Origin of the sequence: Pseudomonas sp. E45-MNA-CIBAN-0222, from assembly GCF_040310405.1 — a bacterium.
GTDB classification, from domain to species: Bacteria; Pseudomonadota; Gammaproteobacteria; order Pseudomonadales; family Pseudomonadaceae; genus Stutzerimonas; species Stutzerimonas stutzeri_AC.
In genome coordinates, this window is sequence record NZ_JBEOPU010000001.1 from 609,506 (window position 1) to 629,361 (window position 19,856).

Annotated in this window: 17 protein-coding genes; 8 read left to right on the forward strand and 9 right to left on the reverse strand. The window is 59.8% G+C overall.

The features are described 5' to 3' along the window. Positions 1-13 precede the first annotated feature (13 nt). From AAEZ08_RS02710 to AAEZ08_RS02720, 3 genes are all read left to right on the forward strand, one after another. Positions 14-328, forward strand: a complete 315-nt coding sequence (locus AAEZ08_RS02710; protein ID WP_058065782.1) for an SCP2 sterol-binding domain-containing protein — start codon at positions 14-16, stop codon at positions 326-328. Positions 329-534: 206 nt separating this feature from the next. After that, on the forward strand, positions 535-1,602 hold the full coding sequence (locus AAEZ08_RS02715) for a phosphotransferase family protein (protein ID WP_102820072.1): 1,068 nt from the start codon (positions 535-537) through the stop codon (positions 1,600-1,602). A 56-nt stretch (positions 1,603-1,658) separates the two neighbouring features. Beyond that, positions 1,659-2,426, forward strand: coding sequence for an SDR family oxidoreductase (locus AAEZ08_RS02720; RefSeq protein ID WP_003279811.1), 768 nt, complete (start codon positions 1,659-1,661; stop codon positions 2,424-2,426). Positions 2,427-2,484: 58 nt separating this feature from the next. On the opposite strand, the gene AAEZ08_RS02725 is transcribed toward AAEZ08_RS02720, so the two are convergent. Next, positions 2,485-3,132 (reverse strand): hypothetical protein, encoded by a 648-nt coding sequence (locus AAEZ08_RS02725; protein WP_102820071.1) that lies wholly within the window; start codon positions 3,130-3,132, stop codon positions 2,485-2,487. A gap of 194 nt (positions 3,133-3,326) precedes the next feature. Here AAEZ08_RS02725 and AAEZ08_RS02730 point away from each other — a divergent pair, with 194 nt between their 5' ends. Continuing rightward, positions 3,327-4,112 (forward strand): TSUP family transporter, encoded by a 786-nt coding sequence (locus tag AAEZ08_RS02730; protein WP_003279815.1) that lies wholly within the window; start codon positions 3,327-3,329, stop codon positions 4,110-4,112. Here the strand turns inward: AAEZ08_RS02730 and nudC are convergent. The 7 genes from nudC to AAEZ08_RS02765 form a co-directional block, all read right to left on the reverse strand. Continuing rightward, positions 4,080-4,910: an NAD(+) diphosphatase gene (gene nudC / locus AAEZ08_RS02735; RefSeq protein WP_102820070.1), complete on the reverse strand. Its 831-nt coding sequence runs from the start codon at positions 4,908-4,910 to the stop codon at positions 4,080-4,082. The genes AAEZ08_RS02730 and nudC overlap by 33 nt on opposite strands. Next, positions 4,910-6,592: a FimL-related protein gene (locus AAEZ08_RS02740; protein ID WP_102820069.1), complete on the reverse strand. Its 1,683-nt coding sequence runs from the start codon at positions 6,590-6,592 to the stop codon at positions 4,910-4,912. Before AAEZ08_RS02740 ends, nudC begins: the two co-directional genes overlap by 1 nt. Before the next feature lie 37 nt (positions 6,593-6,629). After that, positions 6,630-7,442 carry a crotonase/enoyl-CoA hydratase family protein gene (locus tag AAEZ08_RS02745; RefSeq protein WP_003279819.1) on the reverse strand — a complete coding sequence of 271 codons (813 nt, stop codon included), beginning with the start codon at positions 7,440-7,442 and terminating at the stop codon, positions 6,630-6,632. Positions 7,443-7,622: 180 nt separating this feature from the next. Further along, positions 7,623-9,875 (reverse strand): Orn/Lys/Arg family decarboxylase, encoded by a 2,253-nt coding sequence (locus AAEZ08_RS02750; protein WP_102820068.1) that lies wholly within the window; start codon positions 9,873-9,875, stop codon positions 7,623-7,625. A gap of 115 nt (positions 9,876-9,990) precedes the next feature. Beyond that, positions 9,991-10,716, reverse strand: coding sequence for a DNA polymerase III subunit epsilon (dnaQ, locus tag AAEZ08_RS02755; RefSeq protein ID WP_058065774.1), 726 nt, complete (start codon positions 10,714-10,716; stop codon positions 9,991-9,993). A gap of 14 nt (positions 10,717-10,730) precedes the next feature. Then, positions 10,731-11,186: a ribonuclease HI gene (rnhA, locus tag AAEZ08_RS02760; protein ID WP_181066555.1), complete on the reverse strand. Its 456-nt coding sequence runs from the start codon at positions 11,184-11,186 to the stop codon at positions 10,731-10,733. Positions 11,187-11,223: 37 nt separating this feature from the next. Then, positions 11,224-11,994 (reverse strand): class I SAM-dependent methyltransferase, encoded by a 771-nt coding sequence (locus AAEZ08_RS02765; protein WP_058065772.1) that lies wholly within the window; start codon positions 11,992-11,994, stop codon positions 11,224-11,226. A gap of 110 nt (positions 11,995-12,104) precedes the next feature. Between AAEZ08_RS02765 and gloB the strand changes: the two genes are divergently transcribed. Both gloB and AAEZ08_RS02775 read left to right on the forward strand, forming a co-directional pair. Continuing rightward, positions 12,105-12,884, forward strand: a complete 780-nt coding sequence (gloB, locus tag AAEZ08_RS02770; RefSeq protein WP_102820067.1) for a hydroxyacylglutathione hydrolase — start codon at positions 12,105-12,107, stop codon at positions 12,882-12,884. Between the two features lie 100 nt (positions 12,885-12,984). Then, a complete protein-coding gene (locus AAEZ08_RS02775) occupies positions 12,985-14,541 on the forward strand; it encodes a lytic transglycosylase domain-containing protein (protein ID WP_500123666.1) in 1,557 nt (518 codons plus the stop codon). Between the two features lie 14 nt (positions 14,542-14,555). Here AAEZ08_RS02775 and AAEZ08_RS02780 read toward each other — a convergent pair whose 3' ends face one another. Beyond that, a complete protein-coding gene (locus AAEZ08_RS02780) occupies positions 14,556-16,007 on the reverse strand; it encodes an HDOD domain-containing protein (protein WP_181066553.1) in 1,452 nt (483 codons plus the stop codon). Positions 16,008-16,146: 139 nt separating this feature from the next. On the opposite strand from AAEZ08_RS02780, the gene AAEZ08_RS02785 reads away from it, so the two are divergent. Both AAEZ08_RS02785 and AAEZ08_RS02790 read left to right on the forward strand, forming a co-directional pair. Continuing rightward, the gene (locus AAEZ08_RS02785) at positions 16,147-17,976 is read left to right on the forward strand and encodes an extracellular solute-binding protein (RefSeq protein WP_102820065.1); all 1,830 of its coding nucleotides are present in this window, start codon (positions 16,147-16,149) and stop codon (positions 17,974-17,976) included. Beyond that, positions 17,973-19,856: an extracellular solute-binding protein gene (locus tag AAEZ08_RS02790; RefSeq protein ID WP_058065768.1), complete on the forward strand. Its 1,884-nt coding sequence runs from the start codon at positions 17,973-17,975 to the stop codon at positions 19,854-19,856. Before AAEZ08_RS02785 ends, AAEZ08_RS02790 begins: the two co-directional genes overlap by 4 nt.

Here is a 19,856-nt window from a genome sequence, read left to right on the forward strand (position 1 = left end):
AAAGGAAACCCTCATGAGCAACGTCGCCGAGACTTTCAAAGGCATGCAGTCGAAGTTCAACCCCAGCGCCGCTGCAGGCCTGGATCTGGTCTTCCAGTTCAACATCACTGACGCCGAAAACTATTACCTAGTGGTCAAGGATGGTACCTGCGATCTGCAACAGGGCGATTCCAGCGACGCCAACGTCACCCTGATCATGGACAGCGAGACCATGCAGGGCATCGTCAGCGGCGAAACCGATGGCATGCAGGCCTTCATGGGCGGCAAGCTGCGTGCCGAAGGTGACATGATGCTGGCTATGAAGCTCAGCGAACTGTTCCCAGCCTGAGGCGAGAGCCAACCGCTGCGATGCAAGAAACCGAAGTCCAAGACTTCGGTTTTTTTATGCCGGCGAAACCATCGCCATCGAATCAGGGAGCTTGATTGACCAGCAACACTCCGGCCAATAACAGCGGGCATCGCTTGGTCTGGGGCACCTCCAGCATTAGATTACTGAATCATCTTGGGCACCGAACATAAGTAGAAGGGATAACAATGGCGCTTACAGATCAAACCACCCGCGTCCGAGAAGGCGAAGAGCTGGCGGTCGAGGTCATCGACCGATACCTGAAGGCGCATATCCCCGGCCTGGAAGGTACACCGCAGATTTCCCAGTTCCCCGGCGGCGCCTCGAATCTGACCTACCTGCTGCAATACCCCGATCTTGATCTCGTCTTGCGCCGCCCTCCTTTTGGACACAAGGCAAAATCTGCCCATGACATGGGCCGTGAATTTCGCATTCTCAATCAGCTCAACGAAGGCTTCCCCTACTGCCCGAAGGCGTATGTGTACTGCACCGATGAGTCGGTAATCGGCGCCGAGTTCTATGTCATGGAGCGCGTAAACGGCATCATCCTGCGCTCCGAGCTGCCCCCAGAGCTGAACCTTGATGAAGCTCAGACCCGCGCGCTCTGCGAGAGCTTCATTGACAAGTTCGTCGACCTGCACAACGTCGATTACCAGGCCTGCGGCCTCGGTGATTTAGGCAAGCCCGAAGGCTACGTGAAGCGCCAGGTCGAAGGCTGGAGTGAGCGCTACGAACGCGCCATCACCCCTGATGCCCCTGCCTGGGAAGCGGTCAAGGCGTGGCTGAAAGACAAGATGCCGGCAGACCATCCCAAGCCCGGGATCATTCACAACGACTACCGCTTCGACAACGTCATCCTCAACCCGGACAACCCGATGGAAATCATCGGCGTACTGGACTGGGAAATGACCACCATTGGCGATCCGCTGATGGATCTGGGCAATACCCTGGCGTACTGGATCGAAGCCGATGATCCCCAGCCAATGCAGGCGATGCGTCGCCAACCAAGCCATCTGCCGGGCATGCATACCCGGCAAGGATTCGTCGATTACTACGCGCAACGGGCCGGCATCGAGGTCCCCTGCATCGATTTCTACTACACCTACGGCCTGTTTCGCCTGGCCGGGATCGTTCAGCAGATCTACTACCGCTTCTATCACGGCCAGACCCAGGACAAACGTTTTGCCTCGTTCATCCACATGAACAAGCTGCTTGAACAAAGGGCGCTGCAAGTGATCGGGCAATCGAAGCTCTGAAACCAAACCAAACCCCGCGGCCCGCCGCGGGAACGAACAAGAAAAGAGGAACGACCATGTCCAAAACAACCCTGTTCGACCTAGACGGCAAGATCGCTTTCGTTTCCGGGGCCAGCCGAGGGATCGGCGAAGCCATCGCCAAGCTGCTCGCGCAGCAAGGCGCTCATGTCATCGTATCCAGCCGCAAGATCGAAGGCTGCCAGGCAGTAGCCGACGCAATCGTCGCCGCTGGCGGAAAAGCGACTCCAGTCGCCTGCCATATTGGCGAGATGGAACAGATCCAGGCGGTGTTCGCGCAAATCCGCGAACAGTTCGGCCGCCTCGACATTTTGGTCAACAACGCCGCAACCAATCCCCAGTTTTGCCACATTCTCGACACTGATGTGTCGGCCTTCCAGAAAACCGTCGATGTAAACATCCGCGGTTACTTCTACATGTCCATCGAAGCCGGCAAGCTGATGCGCGAGCACGGCGGCGGCAGCATCATCAATGTCGCCTCCATCAATGGCGTCACGCCGGGCAACTTCCAGGGCATCTATTCGATCACCAAGGGTGCCGTGATCAACATGACCAAGGCTTTCGCCAAGGAATGCGCGCAGTTCGGAATTCGCTGCAATGCACTGCTGCCGGGCCTCACCGATACCAAATTCGCCTCGGCCCTGGTCAAGAACGAGTCCATTCTGGAAATGGCACTGCAGCACATCCCGTTGAGCCGGGTCGCGCAACCCAGCGAAATGGCCGGTGCGGTGCTCTATCTGGCTAGCGATGCTTCGAGCTATACCACGGGTGTGTCCCTGAACGTCGACGGCGGTTATCTGGCCTGATCGATCTAACGCAAAAAAAGGGAGCCACACGGCTCCCTTTTTCTTTGGCCACTCACACCTACCAGTTCTTCAATGCTTCGGTAGCCGCGGCATTCACCGGCCTGGCCAGTAGCCCCGTAGGTGCAAGGTCGACCGCGTACACGGCGCCATCGGCAATCGGCATGTAGTCGACACGCAGAACCTGCCCCTCGAAAAAAAGCATGTCGTGCTGGCCTAGCTGTAGCGATTGCCAGATATTCACGCCCAAGGGTCTCTCGCTTAATACCACCCGGGCATGACGGGCCAGGTTCTGCTGTTCTACCGCGAGGTAGCGCCCGGAAAGTTGTTCCAGTCGATAACCCGACTCCAAGCCGATCAACTCAGCAAGACTTTTCCAGCGAAGCACGTGCAGATCGAGCTGCCAGAGATCACCTTCCAGCAGTGCCGTATGTGTCTTTTTTCCTTGCTCGAACCTGACTTCATAACGTTGCGGACCCTGGGCGTGAAAACTCAAGGTGACCAGCGGTTCCCCGTTCGGTAGCGCCGCGTAGGTGCTAACGTCGTAGCCAACCATGGCGATTAATCCAGCCAGGGCGAGGACCAAAAAGCCGCAGGTACCGCGCAGCCAACCCATCAACCAGTTGCCCCCCAGCAGCAAACGCAGCGCGACCAGCAGCACGATCACAGCCAACAACGCGACCACGATCGCAAGCCCGAGATATTGCATAACCAAGTGTCCTTTTGATTGGGAGCGCCATTATCCGCGCGTGCCATCAGAGCAACCAGCATCGGCATGGGACGGCCATCACGGGCTGACACTCTCGTTCTTCTAGAGGAGGATGCCGGTCATGTCGGCGCGCCCCTTTCGCCAAGGTGAAGGTCGCATTATTCTCCGCTGTCCTTCAGCCCATCGAGGCTCGTATGCCTTTCGCACTTGAGCTCGCGCTCGATCCTTCCACCCTGGTAATTCTTTTCGCGGTGGCCTTCATAGCCGGGTTCATCGACGCCATCGCTGGCGGCGGCGGGCTACTGACGATTCCCGCCTTGCTGACTGCCGGGCTGCCACCGCATCTCGTGTTGGGCACCAACAAGCTGTGCGCGACCTTCGGTTCCGCTACAGCCAGCTACACCTTCTATCGCCGCCGTCTATTTGAACCAGGATTGTGGCGGCGGGCGCTTGCCGGCACCGCTATCGGCGCTGCGCTGGGAGCGGCACTCGCGCAGTTCATGCCGGCGAGCTGGTTAAACCAGATGCTGCCCCTGGTGGTTTCTGCCTGCGGTATTTACCTGCTATTCAGCCGCATGCCCGCCAAGCCCAGCAGCGATACAGTGCTCATCGGACACAAGCGCCAGTGGCCACAAAGCCTCTGCCTCGGGTTCTACGATGGCGTAGCCGGGCCTGGGACCGGCGCGTTCTGGACCGTTAGCAGCATGCTGATCTACCCGCTCGATCTGCTAAGAGCCAGCGGGGTTGCGCGCACGATGAATTTTGTCAGTAATGCGGTAGCCCTGAGCATTTTCATCATCGGCGGCCAAGTCGCGTGGGTACTTGGCATCGGCATGGGGTTGGCCCTGATGGCCGGTGCCTATTTCGGTGCCCGCACGGCAATCCGCGGTGGATCAAGATTCATCCGCCCAGTGTTCATTCTGGTGGTTCTGGCAATGAGCCTGCGGCTAGCCTGGCAGCACTGGTTCGGGGTGGCCTAGCCGGCGCGCCAGATAAAGCTCGATCAAGTAGCGCGCAATGGACTGGCGGGCAGGCAACACCGGCAGACTGTCGATGGCGAACCAGCGCGCATCCTCGATTTCCTCAGGCTGCAGGACGATATCGCCACCGGCGAATTCGGCATGGAATCCCAGCATGAGTGAGTGCGGAAACGGCCAGCCCTGACTGGCGATGTACTGCGGCGCATGAATGGCCACGCCCACTTCCTCTCGCACCTCACGCGCGACGCATTGCTCCACTGACTCACCCGGCTCCACATAACCGGCCAGCGTGCTATACACCCCTGGCGCAAAGCGTGGCGAGCGGGCGAGTAGCACATCGTCCCCCCGAGTAACCAAGACGATCATGCTGGGTGATAGCCGCGGGTAATGCTGAACGCCGCAGGCCGCGCAATACATGGCGCGCTCGCCAGCTCGTGACTGCATCGGCGCACCACAGCTGCCACAGAAACGATGTTGACTCACCCAGGTACCGATCTGCGTGGCGTACCCAAGCAACTGGAACAGATCGCGATCATCCTCCTGCATGAACTGGCGCAGGCCCTGCCAGCGCGTGCCCGGCACCTCTGCCGGAAAATCCAGCTCAAAAAGAAATACAGGTTCGCCGTCGAAATGCCCCAGCCCCTGCTCGCTCAGCAATGGCAGGTCCAAACGTTTGAGCCAATCTCGAGGAAAGAGCACACCGTTACTGTCGAGAAGAAACTGCTGCCGACAATGCACCACCGCCCACCCTCCTGCCATCAGGGGGTCGAGCAGCGCCGCCTGCCAGCGCAAGCTCATCAGGCGGCTACCGGCATGCCCAGCGCGCGCACGCTTTCGCTGGCCAGATCCAGCACGCTCACACGTGAATCGTCACGTCGCAATACCGCACCGCCCTCGAGATAGTACTCAAGGCTGGTCAGGGCATCGGCAAGGGTCTCCAAAAGTTGCTCAGGCGGCATTTGATTCGACTCGAGCATGAACTTCTGGATGAAATCAGCACAGGCGCCGATCAGCTCGGCAGCGCGCTCCTGCTCGAGAAAACGCAACCCGCCACGCACGGCCTGCAGGCTGAATGGCACATTGGCCAGGTGCAGCTTCTCGCCATTGGATTCGAGGTAAGCAGTGATCGCCCGCTTGGCCAGTGCAAGCCCTGCAGTTGCTTCATCGATCACGACAATGAAGGCCTCTGTCAGCTGATGGTTAGCAAAGGCTTCCGCCTCCATCCCAGGCCGAGCGACCTGAGGCTTGGTATCGCGCCGATCCCCACGCTCCAGACTGGCGACCATGCTCTCGACGTAGAGCACCGCATCGGCAAGGCGCTGGATGACATCAGGCTCGGGCGCATGCTCCAGGCTCCATGCGGAGACGTCGCTCAACTGGGCCTGAAGCGTGCTGGCCGCCGAGGAAAGACCGACCATCCCGAGCGTCTTGGCCATCTTGCCCAGCAGGTTGTGCAAGTTCGAATAGGCCTCAGCCTGGGCCGTGCCACGTTCGATCAGATCCAGCAGATCTTTCAAGCTAGCCAGTTCTTCTCGAATCGCCGAGGACAACGAGCGCATGACCGCCTGGCCAGGACCAGCAAGACGCTGGGACTCTTCTTCAAGCAGATGGTCAGTGAAGGGCAGCGAGCTCAGCGAAAAGACCTGACGCACCTGGGTGGCGATAGATCCATGGGTGTCCGCCAGTGCGACGACATACAGCAGCTCCTTGAGCAGGCTGCGAGGCGCCTCGTATGCAGAGTTGCTGATGACTTGCTTGAGCTCTCGGTCCAACCGTGAGAACAACTGCTTACGCGATTTGCGCGGCAACAACTGACCGTCCAGTTGTGATTCAACGGCGGCACTACCAATCCAGCACAGACGGCCGGCCGGCGAGCCAATGAACAGATGATCCAGGCGTGTCAGCGCACGGCCCATGAGTTTCAGGCTGGATGGCAGATTCTCTTCGCGAATGAAGCCCAGCAATCCAACCTGATACATCTGACGCAATCGCCGTGCTTCGGCAACCGGGGTATCCCCCGAACGAGCCGGCATATCCACGGAAGGACGGGCGTGATCGAGGCGAACGCTGAAAAAGAAGCTCTCCGGCAGCGGTGGCTGTGCACATGCCAAACGCAGCGCATTGATTGCCGGTAACAGCAGTTCGGGGATTTCCTGACGACTGGCGTCTACGCTTTCCAGGTACCGTCGCAATACGTAGAGCGCATTGCTCAACGCCGCCAGCTGCACGTCGCGGTCCTCGCCAGCACCGACCGGAATGTCAGTTGCCAGTTGCAGTATTTCCTGCGCAAGCAGTTCGGCGCCGGTCAGCTCGATGAGGTTGAGCGTACCGCGCACCTGCTTGAGGTTCTCTACGGCCTGCTGCAATAGCCCGCCGTTGTTGCGATCAATGATGAAGTGCTCGAGGCTCTGCTCGGCCTCTTCCATGGTGGCGAACAGCTCGTCACGTACCAGACCGAGTGAAGTAGCTCCAGTAACCATGCCTAGTGCGCCTCCCGCGCAAACGTGTGGTGGCGCATCAGTCGGCAAAGTCCGGCTTCTGTTTGCTCATATGAGCGGCGATGGCGACCTTGATATCGGCCGACTGCAGCATGGCAGCATTCCAAGTGGCGATATATTCGAGGCCGTCATCGACACGGTGGTCACGCATGTAGCGGATCATTTCCTTGGTGCCGCGAATGGCAAGCGGTGATTTGCTGGCGATGCCCCGGGCCAGTTCCAGCACCGCATCCATCAGCGCGGCCTGGTCTGCATAGGTGCGATTGACCAAGCCAATGGCGCGTGCCTCTTCGCCTTCGATGGTGCGACCGGTGAAGGCCAGTTCGCGCATCATGCCATCGCCGATGATTCGCGGCAGACGCTGCAGGGTACCGACATCGGCAGCCATGCCCATGTCGATTTCCTTGATCGAAAATTTTGCGTTCGTCGTGCTGTAACGCATGTCACAGGCTGAGATCAGATCGATGGCGCCGCCCAGGCAATAACCCTGAATCGCCGCGATGACAGGCTTGCGGCAGCTGTCGACGGCGTTGAAAGACGCCTGCAAGGAAAGAATCTTGCGTCGCAGCTGCTCTGCGTTGCGCCCAATATCGCTGCCAAGCTGGCTACCGACCTGCGCCAGAAGCTGCAGGTCGATGCCGGAAGAAAAGTGCTCACCGGCTCCGCTGAGGACTACTACACGCACTTCGTCGGTAGCATCGATCCAGTTGAAGATTTCGATGATTTCCGACCAGAACGCGGCGTCCATCGCATTGATCTTCTCGGGACGGTTGATCACGACTTGGGCAATCTGGTCCGCCAACTCTACACGGAAGGCTTTGTATTCGGTCACGCTGTCATCCTCGACACCAATGGCGCATGGGGAGCGTCGTGACGGGACAACCCGCACGACAGTGGGCAACTATAACAACTGGCACTAAGACGGGTGAATGTCGATGCAGACGATGTGATACAGACCACGCCGTCACTTGAGGTGTTCAGGCCGTGATAGACGGGCGGCTTCACCGGCGACTCATCCTTCACGAACGCAATCGACTGTATACAGACTACCCTGCGCACCAGACTCATGCTGCAAGCCGTGGACATCCGCATCGAAGCCGGGGAAGCGCTCGGCGAAGTCCCGAGCAAAGCGAAGATAATCGAGAATCGAACGGGTCTCCCCGGTGAAGCGCTCGCCCGGCATGATCAGCGGGATACCCGGCGGATACGGCACCAGCATGACTGCGGCAATACGGCCCTCAAGGGCGTCGATCGGCACAGCCTCAACCTCGCCGCGAACCAGTTTGTCATAGGCCCGCGCCGGGGTCATCGCCGGCTCCGGCAACGCTGTGTACATCCTGCGCATGGCGCGCGCAGTGGCGTTCTCGCAATAGCACGCGTGCAACGCATCGCAGAGATCGCGCAAGCCCATTCCGGCGTAAGCCGCCGCACCCTTGCGAGCGATCGATGGCAACGCATCGGTCAGCGGCACGTTGGCATCGTAGTGACGCTTGAACTCGAGCAACTCCGTCAGCAACGTGCTCCATTTACCCTTGGTGATGCCCATTGAGAACAACACCAGCATCGAATACAGACCTGTCTTCTCGACCACCAGGCCACGCTCCCAAAGGAACTTGCTGACCACCGCCGCCGGTATGCCGCTTTCGCCCAAGGCGCCGGATGCCGTGAGCCCAGGCGTCACCAGCGTAACCTTGATCGGATCGAGCAAAACATAATCGTCGGCGATATCACCGAAGCCATGCCAGTCGGCCGTGGGCTCAAGCAGCCAATCCGGCGTTACCAGCGACTCGGCCCCGTCCACAAGCGGCGGCTGCCAGATGCTGAACCACCAGTCCCCCGGGTCGATATGCTGGCGCAGGTTGGCCAGCGCCCGACGAAAGCTCAGCGCCTCATCGAAGGTTTCCTGAATCAACGAGCGTCCAGCAGGGCCTTCCATCATCGCCGACGCCACATCCAGAGAAGCCAAGATGCCGTACTGCGGCGAAGTGGAGATGTGCATCATGAACGCTTCATTGAAACGGTCGAGGTCGAGTTGCCGGGTCTGGCTGTCGAGCACGTGGATCATCGACGCCTGGCTGAACGCCGCCAGCAGTTTGTGCGTTGAATGAGTGGTGAACACCAGCGGGCCCTGCTCGCGGGTATCCATGCCGTAGCGGCCATCGTAGAACTCATGAAACGCCGCATAGGCATACCAAGCCTCGTCGAAATGCAGTACTTCGACGTTGTCGGCCAGGGTGCGCTTGATCAGGTTGGCGTTATAGCAAAGCCCGTCGTAGGTCGAGTTAGTCACGACCGCCAGCTTGACCTTGGGCGGCCTTCCCCGGGCCAGCGGGTTGGCGGCGATCTTCGCCTGAATAGACTCCTGGGTGAACTCTTCCAGAGGTATCGGGCCGATGATGCCCAGCTCGTTGCGCGTCGGGCTCATGTACAGCGGTATGGCGCCGGTCATAATGATCGAGTGCAGAATCGACTTGTGGCAGTTGCGATCGACCAATACAAGATCATCGCGGGCGACCATCGAGTGCCAGACGATCTTGTTCGCCGTTGAGGTGCCGTTGATCACGAAAAACGTGTGGTCGGCACCGAAGTTACGTGCAGCGCGGGCTTCCGCCGCCGCCACCGGCCCGGTGTGATCGAGCAGCGAACCAAGCTCGGGCACCGAAACCGACAGGTCCGAGCGCAACGTGTTCTCACCGAAAAACTGATGAAACGCCTGGCCGACCGGGCTCTTGCGATAGGCCACTCCCCCACCGTGCCCTGGTGTATGCCAGGAATAGTTCGACTCGCTGGTATGTCGGACCAGCGCACTGAAGAAAGGCGGCAGCAGATCCTCGAGATAGCCGCGCGCGGCCCGAGCCACCTGGCGCGCCAGAAACGGCACCGTGTCCTCGTACAGGTAAAGCAGGCCGCGCAACTCGTTGAGATCGGCCATTGCCTCGGCTGGTGCATTTTCGATGGTGATCTGCTCACCCAGGGCGAAGATCGGTAGCCGCGGAGCACGGCGTCGGGCGACACGAATCAGCTCTACCACATCGTGCAGCAAGCGCTGGTTGTCACCAGCGCCTTCCGCCGCGACCAGAATGCACGCCAAACCGTGATGGGTAGAAGCGACGATTCGCCCTTCATTGGAGCTGGCCGTAGGCAGGATATTGAAGCCATCTCGCTCCAGTTCCGAAGCGATGCCACGCACGCGTTCGCCGGCGACAGTGTCGGCCTTGATGTCACGGTGAACGATGAGGATGGGGAATTTCAGGTCTTTGTACATGCGCGCTCTCTGCGGACGGTCCACCTACAGAGTAGAAGCGTCCGCAGTAAAGGAACAGCGCAGCAGACGACGGTCGTCGCCGGGATCGCCGTTCTGGCCTGCAATGTCACAAGCTTCAGCCTTCGAGCTGAGCCCACAGCGGCGTGGCGCCCGCCGCTTTCTCGATCGCTGCCATGCGCGCCACGTGCGCGGCAAGCTCCTCCTCGCTGGCACGTAGCACCGCGGTGCGCGGTCTATCGGCCGGCAGCCGCCGGATCGGACTGGGCTGCTGTCGCCCGCCATCGGAGCTTTCTCCATCACCAGCGAGGGACAGATTGGTCTGCCCGCCGGTCATGGTCAGCCAGACGTCGGCAAGAATCTCGGCATCGAGCAACGCCCCGTGCAGGTCGCGGCCCGAGTTGTCCACACCGTAGCGTTTGCACAGCGCATCGAGGCTGTTGCGCTGCCCGGGGTGGCGCTCGCGGGCCATCAACAGGGTATCGAGCACCGAACAGTGATCGGTTATCTCGGCACGGTCCTGCTGACCGAGCAAAGCAAACTCGTTATTGATGAAACCAAGGTCAAACGCTGCGTTGTGGATGACCAGCTGCGAACCCTTGATGAATTCGAAGAACTCGTCGGCAACTTCGCGGAAGCGCGGCTTATCGGTCAGAAACTCGTTGGTGATGCCGTGAACGGCGATCGCGCCCTCGTCCACTTCACGATCAGGTTGCAGATAGACGTGGTAGTGCCGCCCGGTCAGGCGGCGGCCGATGACCTCGACACAGCCAATCTCGATGATCCGGTGGCCATCGGTCACCGGCATGCCGGTGGTTTCAGTATCCAGCACTACGCTGCGCATGTCGTTTCGCTCACTTACACAATCGGTTGTCGTTTGGCCTGCACTACGCCGCGATTAGCCAGCAGGTCGGCGTGCTCATTGCCCGGATGGCCGGTATGACCACGGACCCATTCCCAGCTCACCTGATGGCGGTTGACTTGCTCGTCGAGTTGCTGCCAAAGATCGGCGTTTTTCACCGGCTGCTTACTTGCCGTTTTCCAGCCACGCTTCTTCCAGTTGGGCATCCAGTCATTGATGCCCTGCATCACATACTGCGAGTCGGTGACCAGGCGAACCTTGCACGAACGCTTTAGCTCGGTAAGCGCCTGAATGGCCGCCATGAGCTCCATGCGATTGTTGGTGGTATCAGGCTCGCCGCCCCAGAGCTCTCGCTTGATGCCCTTATATATAAGAAGGGCCCCCCAGCCGCCCGGGCCAGGATTGCCCTTGCAGGCACCGTCGGTATAGATCTCGACCCAGTCGTCGCTCATTTGGATTGCTTACTCTGTCTGACGGCAGGTCGGGTCTTCAAGGGAGTCGGTGCTGTTCGGCTTCGCGGCGGCTGACCTTGGCGACGGGCATCGGTAACAACTTGCCCATGCGTTCGCGGCGCTCCTGACGCAAGGGCCGCAGACCGATCATCAACTTGCGCGCCACCAACAGGTAGAAGCCGCCAGTGGGTGCCTGCAACTGCTGCCCAACGGACTCCAGACGAGACAACCGCGCCTGCCAGTCGCTCGAAGAAAGCGGCGGACAATAGCATCCGAAGCGGCGTTTCTCCAGTGCGAATCCCAGTAGATTCAGCCAGTCCCCAACCCTCGACGGGCGAATGCAACGGGCCTGCCGAAACGCCTCGCGGGAGACCAGATGGCGCAGACCCCAAGCGCTCCAGGGATTGATGCCGACGATCAGCAGATGACCGCCCGGACGCACGCCACGCGCCGCTTCACGCAATAATCCATGGGGGGACAGACTGAAGTCCAAAGCATGCTGCAACACCACCACATCAGCGGCGTGCTCACCAAGCGGCCAAGCCTGCTCCTCGCAGTGAATTTCCACGCCCGGCAGTGGCGCCCCAAGGCGCACACTGCGCTTGATGTTCTCCGGCTGCACCGGCTCTCCGCCAAAAGGACCGTTGTGCACCAGGTAGCTGCCGAAACAACGCGCCAGTTCTTCAGTGAGGATGTGCTTTTCCTGAGCAAGCAACTGCTGGCCCAGCGGACCCTCGAACCAGTCGGATGCCTGGTTGATCATGGACAGCCAGTGATCGCTGCCTTGGGCGGGTGGTCGATCTTTCATCGGTCGGCTCCGTTCGTCGTGCAGGTCTGTACGGCGCTGAGATCGCTCGGGTTCAACTTTCCCATGGGACTGCTAGGATGCGCCTTTGTCACCCAATTGGCGACCCGCACATGTTGAAGATCGAAGCCCTGCCCGCCTTCACCGACAACTACATTTGGTTGCTTCAGGACGATGCAACGCAACGCTGCGCCGCCGTCGACCCCGGCGATGCCGCGCCGGTCCTGGACTGGCTCCGCGATCACCCGGCCTGGCAGCTCAGCGACATCCTCGTTACCCATCATCATCACGACCACGTTGGTGGCGTCGAACGACTCAAGGCACTGACTGGCGCTCGTGTTTACGGGCCCGCAGCGGAAAAGATTCCCTCGCGTGACGAGGCACTGAGCGATGGCCAGCACATTCAGGTGCTCGGCCAGGGCCTGCAGGTCATAGCGGTTCCAGGCCATACGCTCGGACATATCGCGTATTTTCATGCTGATGCCGAACAGCCCTGGTTGCTCAGTGGCGACACGCTCTTCGCGGCTGGATGTGGTCGCCTGTTCGAAGGCACGCCCGAGCAGATGTTCAATTCGCTGCAGCGCTTGGCAGCCACACCAGAACACACCCTCGTCTACTGCACCCACGAATATACGTTGAGCAATCTGCGCTTTGCCCAGGCAGTGGAACCAGGCAACCCGGATGTTGAAAAGCGCGTGCGTGAAGTCACCGAACTGCGCGAATCGAACCGTTTCAGCCTGCCCTCGCAGATGAGCATCGAACGCGCCACCAACCCCTTCCTGCGCAGCAACGTAGCGGCTGTCCAGCACGCAGCGAGCGAACACAGCGGCAGCAAGCTTGACGGCGAAGTCGCAGTTTTTGCGGCTTTGCGCGCATGGAAAGATCATTTCTGACAAGGTCGACAGGTTCCCGAAACGGGGCGTGCAAACTTGACCCCACCAGGGTGCGTTCCTAGAATCCCCCGAATTTTGTTTCCGGGGAAGATTCCAGCCAATGCCGCCAGCTCCCAAGAAACGCCTAGAACCGGACGCCTTGGCAGCCTCTGGTCGGGCGTTGGCTCTAGCCATATGCGTAGCCCTAGCGGGCTGTCAGAGTAACGCCGTGCGTGACGACACGCGCGAACAGACTAGACGCGTGGCGGTGCCGGTGGCACAGGAACCCATCTGGCTGACGGACACTACGGCCGTCGCCGAGCATGAAAACATCTGGGAACGTATTCGTGAGGGCTACAAGCTTCAAGAGCACCTCGACAGCAATCCTCGCATCGAACAGCAGCGATTGCTCTTCGCCAGCCGCCCTCAGTCGATAGAGATCGCCAGCGAGCGCGGCAGTCCCTACATTCATTACATTGTCGAGCGGCTCGAAGAGCGCGACATGCCTCTCGAGCTGGCACTGCTGCCAATTATCGAAAGCTCTTACGACCCCTTTGCCTATTCCCCAGCTCATGCGGTTGGGCTTTGGCAGTTCATCCCCTCGACGGGTCGTCACTTCAATCTTCGTCAGACCAACTGGTACGACGGCCGCCGCGATATCACGGCGTCGACCAACGCCGCGCTACGTTATCTGAGTTATCTGCACGGCCTGTTCAATGGCGACTGGTTGCTGGCACTGGCAGCTTACAACTCAGGGGAAGGTACAGTCAGCCGCGCCATCGAGCGCAATCAGAAGCTGGGGCTGCCTACCGATTATTGGAACCTGCCGTTGCCGCGTGAAACTCGTGACTACGTACCGAAACTACTCGCGCTGTCGCAGCTGATCGAAACCCCCGAAGCCTACGGCATCAACCTCAACCCGATTGCCAATGAACCCTACTTCGAAGTCATTGCACTCAAACAACGCATGGACCTGGCCCGAGTGGCCAAACTCGCTGACCTGGATGAGGACGAGCTGTATCAGCTGAACCCCGCCTTTACCCGCCGCATCACGCTGGATGGCCCGCAGCAGCTTCTCGTGCCAATGGAAAAGGCAGAAATGCTGGCCGCCAACCTGGCCCTGATGAAACCGCAGGATTTGGTCGACTGGAAGCAGTATCAGGTCCGCGCAGGCGACACGCTGGGTGGCATCGCCAACCGACATCATCTGACAGTCAACATCATTCGCGACGTCAACCGGCTCGACAGTAATACGCTGCGCATCGGCCAGGTACTGAGCATTCCAACCAGCGGTGACGCCGGGGCCTCGCGAGAACTGCTGCATGCCGTAGCGCGCCAGCCAGCGTCGGCACCGCGCAGCTACCGAGTCAAGTCTGGCGACAACCTCTGGGACATCGCCAAGGCACAGCGCGTATCGGTTCGCGACCTGCAGCGCTGGAACAAGCTGTCGGGCAGCCAGCTCAAGGTTGGCCAAGCACTGTTCCTGCAAGGCCCGACAGAAGCCAAGGCCGAAACCAAGGGCAATTCCCCTACTTATTACAAGGTCCAGAAAGGCGACTCGCTATATCAGATCGCTAAGCGCTTCAACGTGCAGCTGACCAACCTGAAGACCTGGAATCCGAAAGGTACGAATGTGCTGCGCCCTGGCCAGCTCCTGACGCTTTACCTCCCCAACTAACGGTTCACCATCGCTCACCCAGCCGGGCGTTTGCCCAAAGCATCCAGGCAGCGACCGGTCAGCTGGGTGAAACGCTGGAACGCGACGAATTGCTCGTGTTTCAGCGCCCGCCCCGAAAGCCGGCAGTCGCCGTAAAGCACGCCAATTTCACGGGTGCCCGCCATCAGCGGTGCGATGAAGAACATCCCGTCACCTAGCCACTGACGTAACGGCTGGGTTACCAGATCAGCAAGGTTGTAGCTTGCCGGCACCCCCATCCACAACGACTGGCGATGGCGCAGCGCATAGCTGAACACATGGGGTTGCTCAGGTTGATCAGCGGGCAGCACAAAACTTTGCAGCCAGCGATCGCTCCCTTCACCAAGCGCGCAGCGCACTTTGAAGCGCGTCTGCTGATCCGCCAGGACCGCAACCATCACTCGCTCCAGCCCAACCCCGCGGTGCAAGCCCTTAAGCAGCGTGTGCAGAATCAGCCCAGCGTCACCGCCGCCGGTAGCCATCAGCCCCAGGTCCTGTAGTGACTGCTGCATGAGCAATAGGTCGGGCTGCAGCAAGGACGCCTTGCGCTGGGCCTGCTGCATGCGAATCTGCTCTGGATCGGTACTTGGAATGAGCCTGCCCAGGCGGCTGGCGCCGAATGTCGTCGCCACCTGTACGGTTTCGTCGGCGCTGGCCAGGATCTGCTGCAGAGCGTCCTCCTCATTCACCCCGGTGAACTCCGCGACGGCCTTGGTCAGCACCGCCATCTGCTCGCACTCCCAACCCCCGAGTGCGGCCTCGCTGATCTGCACACCCAGCGCCACGGCGCGCGCGGCCGGATCGTTGCCGGCCGCCTGGCTGTGGGCAAGACTGGTCAGCTCGCCGAGATTCCAGCTCCTTACCAGCCCCAGGCTGAGTTGCCTGAAACTCGTGCCCAACACGCTCTGCACCGCTTCGTCAGCCTTGATACCAGGTTGCGCAAGCTGCAGAGCCAGCTCCTCCACCTGATCACCGCCACACCCCCAGAATGCCAGCTCACCGACGTTGTAGAGCAGCGCCGCGATGAACACCTCCTCCTCATGACGGGAAAGTACGTAGCCAGCGATGTTGCGTGCCTGTACCGCCGCATGAAACGAGCGCGCCAGCAGTTCCAGTAGCTGTTCCCGCGGAGCCCGCTCGAGCAGACTGTCGATAAGCGTGACCGACAGGCTGATCAAGCGCACGTTCTCAAAGCCGATCATCACGATGGCCCGGGAAATCGTCTTGATGGTTTCCTGCGACGGGTTGTAATAGCTGCTATTGCCTACCCTGAGCACTTTGGACGTCAGTGAGGCATCGCGTAGCAGCACATCGGCGAGCTGCTGCACTGAGGCATGCTCATGTACGGCAAGGCGCTGAAGGTCCTTTACCACAGACGCCAGCGCGGGAAGCTCAGACTGATTCAGGCGGTCGACCCACGCCTGTAGACCCTGGGCACGTACATCCAAGAGGCCACCTCTGCACAATGCCATTAGGGGAAATGACCGGCAGTTTGCCCGAGTTGCCCGGCCTTTTTCCAGCGCATACAAGCTGTTACTGTACCGGCCCGAGAAGCCCGTAAGCGCCAAGGATCGGATCCCCCGTCTGATGCGACCCCTGCTACTGTTAATGACCTGCCTGGCCTTGAGCTTTCCCGCCCTCGCCACCATCAGCGAAAGCCATGGTTATGCGCAGTTCGGCACCCTCAAGTATCCAGCCTCCTTTACCCATTTCGACTGGGTGAATCCGCGTGCGCCTAAGGGCGGGCGGATCAAACTGATGGCGTCCGGTACGTTCGACACCCTCAATCCGTATACCTTCAAGGGTACCAGTCCGAGCGCTACTCCTGGATTCCTGCAATATGGCATCAGCGAGCTGAACGAACCGCTGATGGTTGGCACTGGGATCTACGATCCATCCGGGGACGAACCCGCGTCCAGCTACGGCCTGATTGCCGAGTCGGTGGAGCACAGCGATAACAACAGCTGGGTGGTCTTCAATTTGCGCAAGGAGGCCCGCTTCCATGATGGCAAGCCAATCACAGCGTACGACGTCGCCTTTTCTTACCGGTTGCTGATCAAGGATGGTCACCCGCAGTACCGCACCAACCTGCAAGGCGTGAAGCGGGTCGACATTCTCAATCGCCACCGCATCCGCTTCGTTTTCGAGCAGGCCGATAACCCGCTGCTGATCATGCGTCTCGGCGAGTTGCCGGTATTACCGCAGCACTACTGGAAAGATCGTGACTTCAAGGCCACCACCTTCGAACCGCCGCTAGGCAGTGGCCCCTATCGCATCACCCACGTACAGCCCGGCCGACAGGTAGTGTTCGAGCGCGTGCGGGACTGGTGGGGCGCCAAGCTTGCGGTCAATCAGGGCAAATACAACTTCAACAGGGTAGATGTCGAGTTCTACCGCGACAGCGTCGTGGCCTTCGAAGCCTTCAAGGTCGGCGAATTCGACTTCTACATCGAACATCAGGCCAAGAACTGGGCCAACGGTTATCAATTTCCCGCGGCAATGCGCGGTGAAATCATTCGCGACGAAATCCTTCACCAAATTCCGACCCAGACCCAGGCACTGTTCATGAATGGCCGCCGGGCAACCTTCGCCGACAGCCGCGTCCGGGAAGCCCTCGGTCTGATGTTCGACTTCGAATGGACCAACCGCGCGTTGTTCTACGGCGCCTACAACCGCAGCGAAAGCTATTACCCCAACAGTGACTTCACTGCGACCGGCAAGCCAGAAGGCGGTGAGTGGCTTTTACTCTCGCCCTATCGCAAGCAGCTGCCGGCAAAATTGTTCACTGAGCCGTTCCAGCTTCCTAAAACCGAAGGCCGGGGCATTCCCCGTGAAACGCTGCGCCGAGCACTCGGCCTGCTCGCCGAAGCAGGCTGGAAGGCATCGGATGCGGGTCTGCTGAACAGCGCTGGCCAGCCACTGCGCTTCGAGATCCTCCTGGTCAATCCGCGTCTCGAGCGCATTCTCCAACCCTATGTCGAGAATCTCGCCCGTATCGGCATCCAGGCCAATCTGCGCACCGTCGACAGCGCCCAGTACAAGCAGCGCCTCGATCATTACGACTACGACATGATTCTGATGACGCTCGCGCAGAGCCTGAGCCCAGGTCTGGAGCAATACCTTTATTTCCACTCCAGCCAGGTCGACGTCAGAGGCGGACGCAACTATGCCGGCATCGCCAACCCGATCATCGATGACCTGATCGCCAAACTGCTCGCCGCGCAAACACGCGACGAGCAGGTCGCAGCAGCCCGCGCCATCGACCGGGTGCTGCTCTGGAACCACTACACCATTCCAAACTGGTTCATCAGTAACCACCGCCTGGCCTACCGAAATCGGTTCGCCCATGTCACCACGCCGCCCTACACGCTGGGTTTGCGCGCCTGGTGGCTGAAGAGCCTGGAGAAGACCAAATGAATAACCGACTGCGCCATCCGCTGCTCCGCGCCGGGCTACTGAGCCTGGTTTGCATGGCAAGCCTGGCCGAGGCCGCCCCCCGCCACGCGCTGACGCTGTATGACGAAAAACCGAAGTACCCGGCCAATTTCAGCCATTTCGAGTATGCCAACCCGGATGCCCCCAAGGGCGGCACGCTGCGCCAAGCGGGTTTCGGCGGCTTCGACTCGCTCAACCCCTTCATTAACAAGGGTGTAGCAGCCGATGACGTCGGCCTGATCTACGACACCCTGACCACCAACAGCCTCGACGAACCCTTCACCGTCTACGGCCTGCTGGCAGAGAAAATCGAGAAAGGACCGAACAACAGCTGGGTGCGTTTCCATTTGCGGCCGGAGGCTCGCTTTCACGATGGCGAACCTGTGAAAGCCGAAGACGTGGTGTTCACCTTCGAAACGCTGATGAGTCAGGGCGCACCGCATTATCGTGGTTACTACGCCGATGTAGACAAGGTTACCGCCGAGAGCCCTCGAAGGGTGCGTTTCGATTTCAAGCACGCCGGCAATCGCGAACTGCCTATGATTCTCGGGCAGCTGCCGGTGCTGCCAAAGCACTGGTGGGAAGGAAAGGACTTCACCACAGGAAGCCTGGAAGTCCCGCTGGGCAGTGGCCCCTACCGCGTCGACAAGGTCCAGGCAGGCCGCTCGATTCGCTATGCCCGCGTCGAAGATTACTGGGGCAAGGATCTGCCGGTAAATCGCGGCTTCTACAACTTCGACCGCATCAACTTCGACTATTACCGTGACAACACCGTTGCGTTGCAGGCCTTCAAGGCCGGGCACTTCGACTATTGGTTCGAGACTAGTGCGAAGAATTGGGCGACCGCTTACGACATTCCGGCCGTGAGGGACGGGCGCATCGTCAAAGATGAAATTCGTAACCACAACCCAACCGGCATGCAGGGGTTCATCTTCAATATTCGCCGCCCACAACTGCAGGATCGCCGTGTTCGCGAAGCCCTGGGATTGCTGTTCGACTACGAATGGACCAATCGCCAGCTGTTCAACGGCGCATATACCCGTACTCGCAGCTATTTCGACAATTCCGAGCTCGCCTCCTCCGATTTGCCAGATCAGGACGAACTCAAGATCCTTGAGCCATTGCGCGGCAAGATACCGGACGAGGTATTCGACAAGTCTTTCGCTTTGCCTCGTACTGAAGGCAACGGCGTGATTCGCGAGCAACAGCGCCTGGCGTACCGATTGCTGACCGAGGCGGGATGGAAGGTCGAGAACGACCAAATGGTGGATGCCGAGGGTAAACCGGTAAAGCTGGAGTTCCTGTTGGTGCAGGCCGAGTTCGAACGCGTGCTATTGCCCTACAAGCGCAATCTCGCTGACCTCGGCATCGATCTGGAAATTCGCCGGGTCGACGTATCGCAGTACATCAACCGGCTGCGTTCGCGTGATTACGACATGATTGTCAGTGGTTTCGGTCAATCCAACTCCCCGGGTAATGAGCAGCGCGAATACTGGCACTCGGCGAGCGCCGACAATCCAGGCAGCCGCAACTTCATTGGCCTGAAGGACCCGGCAATCGACACTCTGGTCGAAGGCTTGATCGGTGCCGACTCGCGCAAGGAGCTGATTACCCACACCCGCGCCCTCGACCGAGTATTGCTGTGGGGCCATTACGTCGTGCCCAACTGGCATATCAAGACCTGGCGAGTGGCGTACTGGAATCACCTGACTCATCCCGAGGTTACGCCCAAGCAGGATATCGGCCTGATGACCTGGTGGCGCAAACCTGATGCAAAAGTTCCAGCAGCCGATCCCGCTGAGGCGAAGAAGGCTGAAGAAGCTGGCGCCATGGCGGACGATGACGCCGAGGCGGAGCGCTAA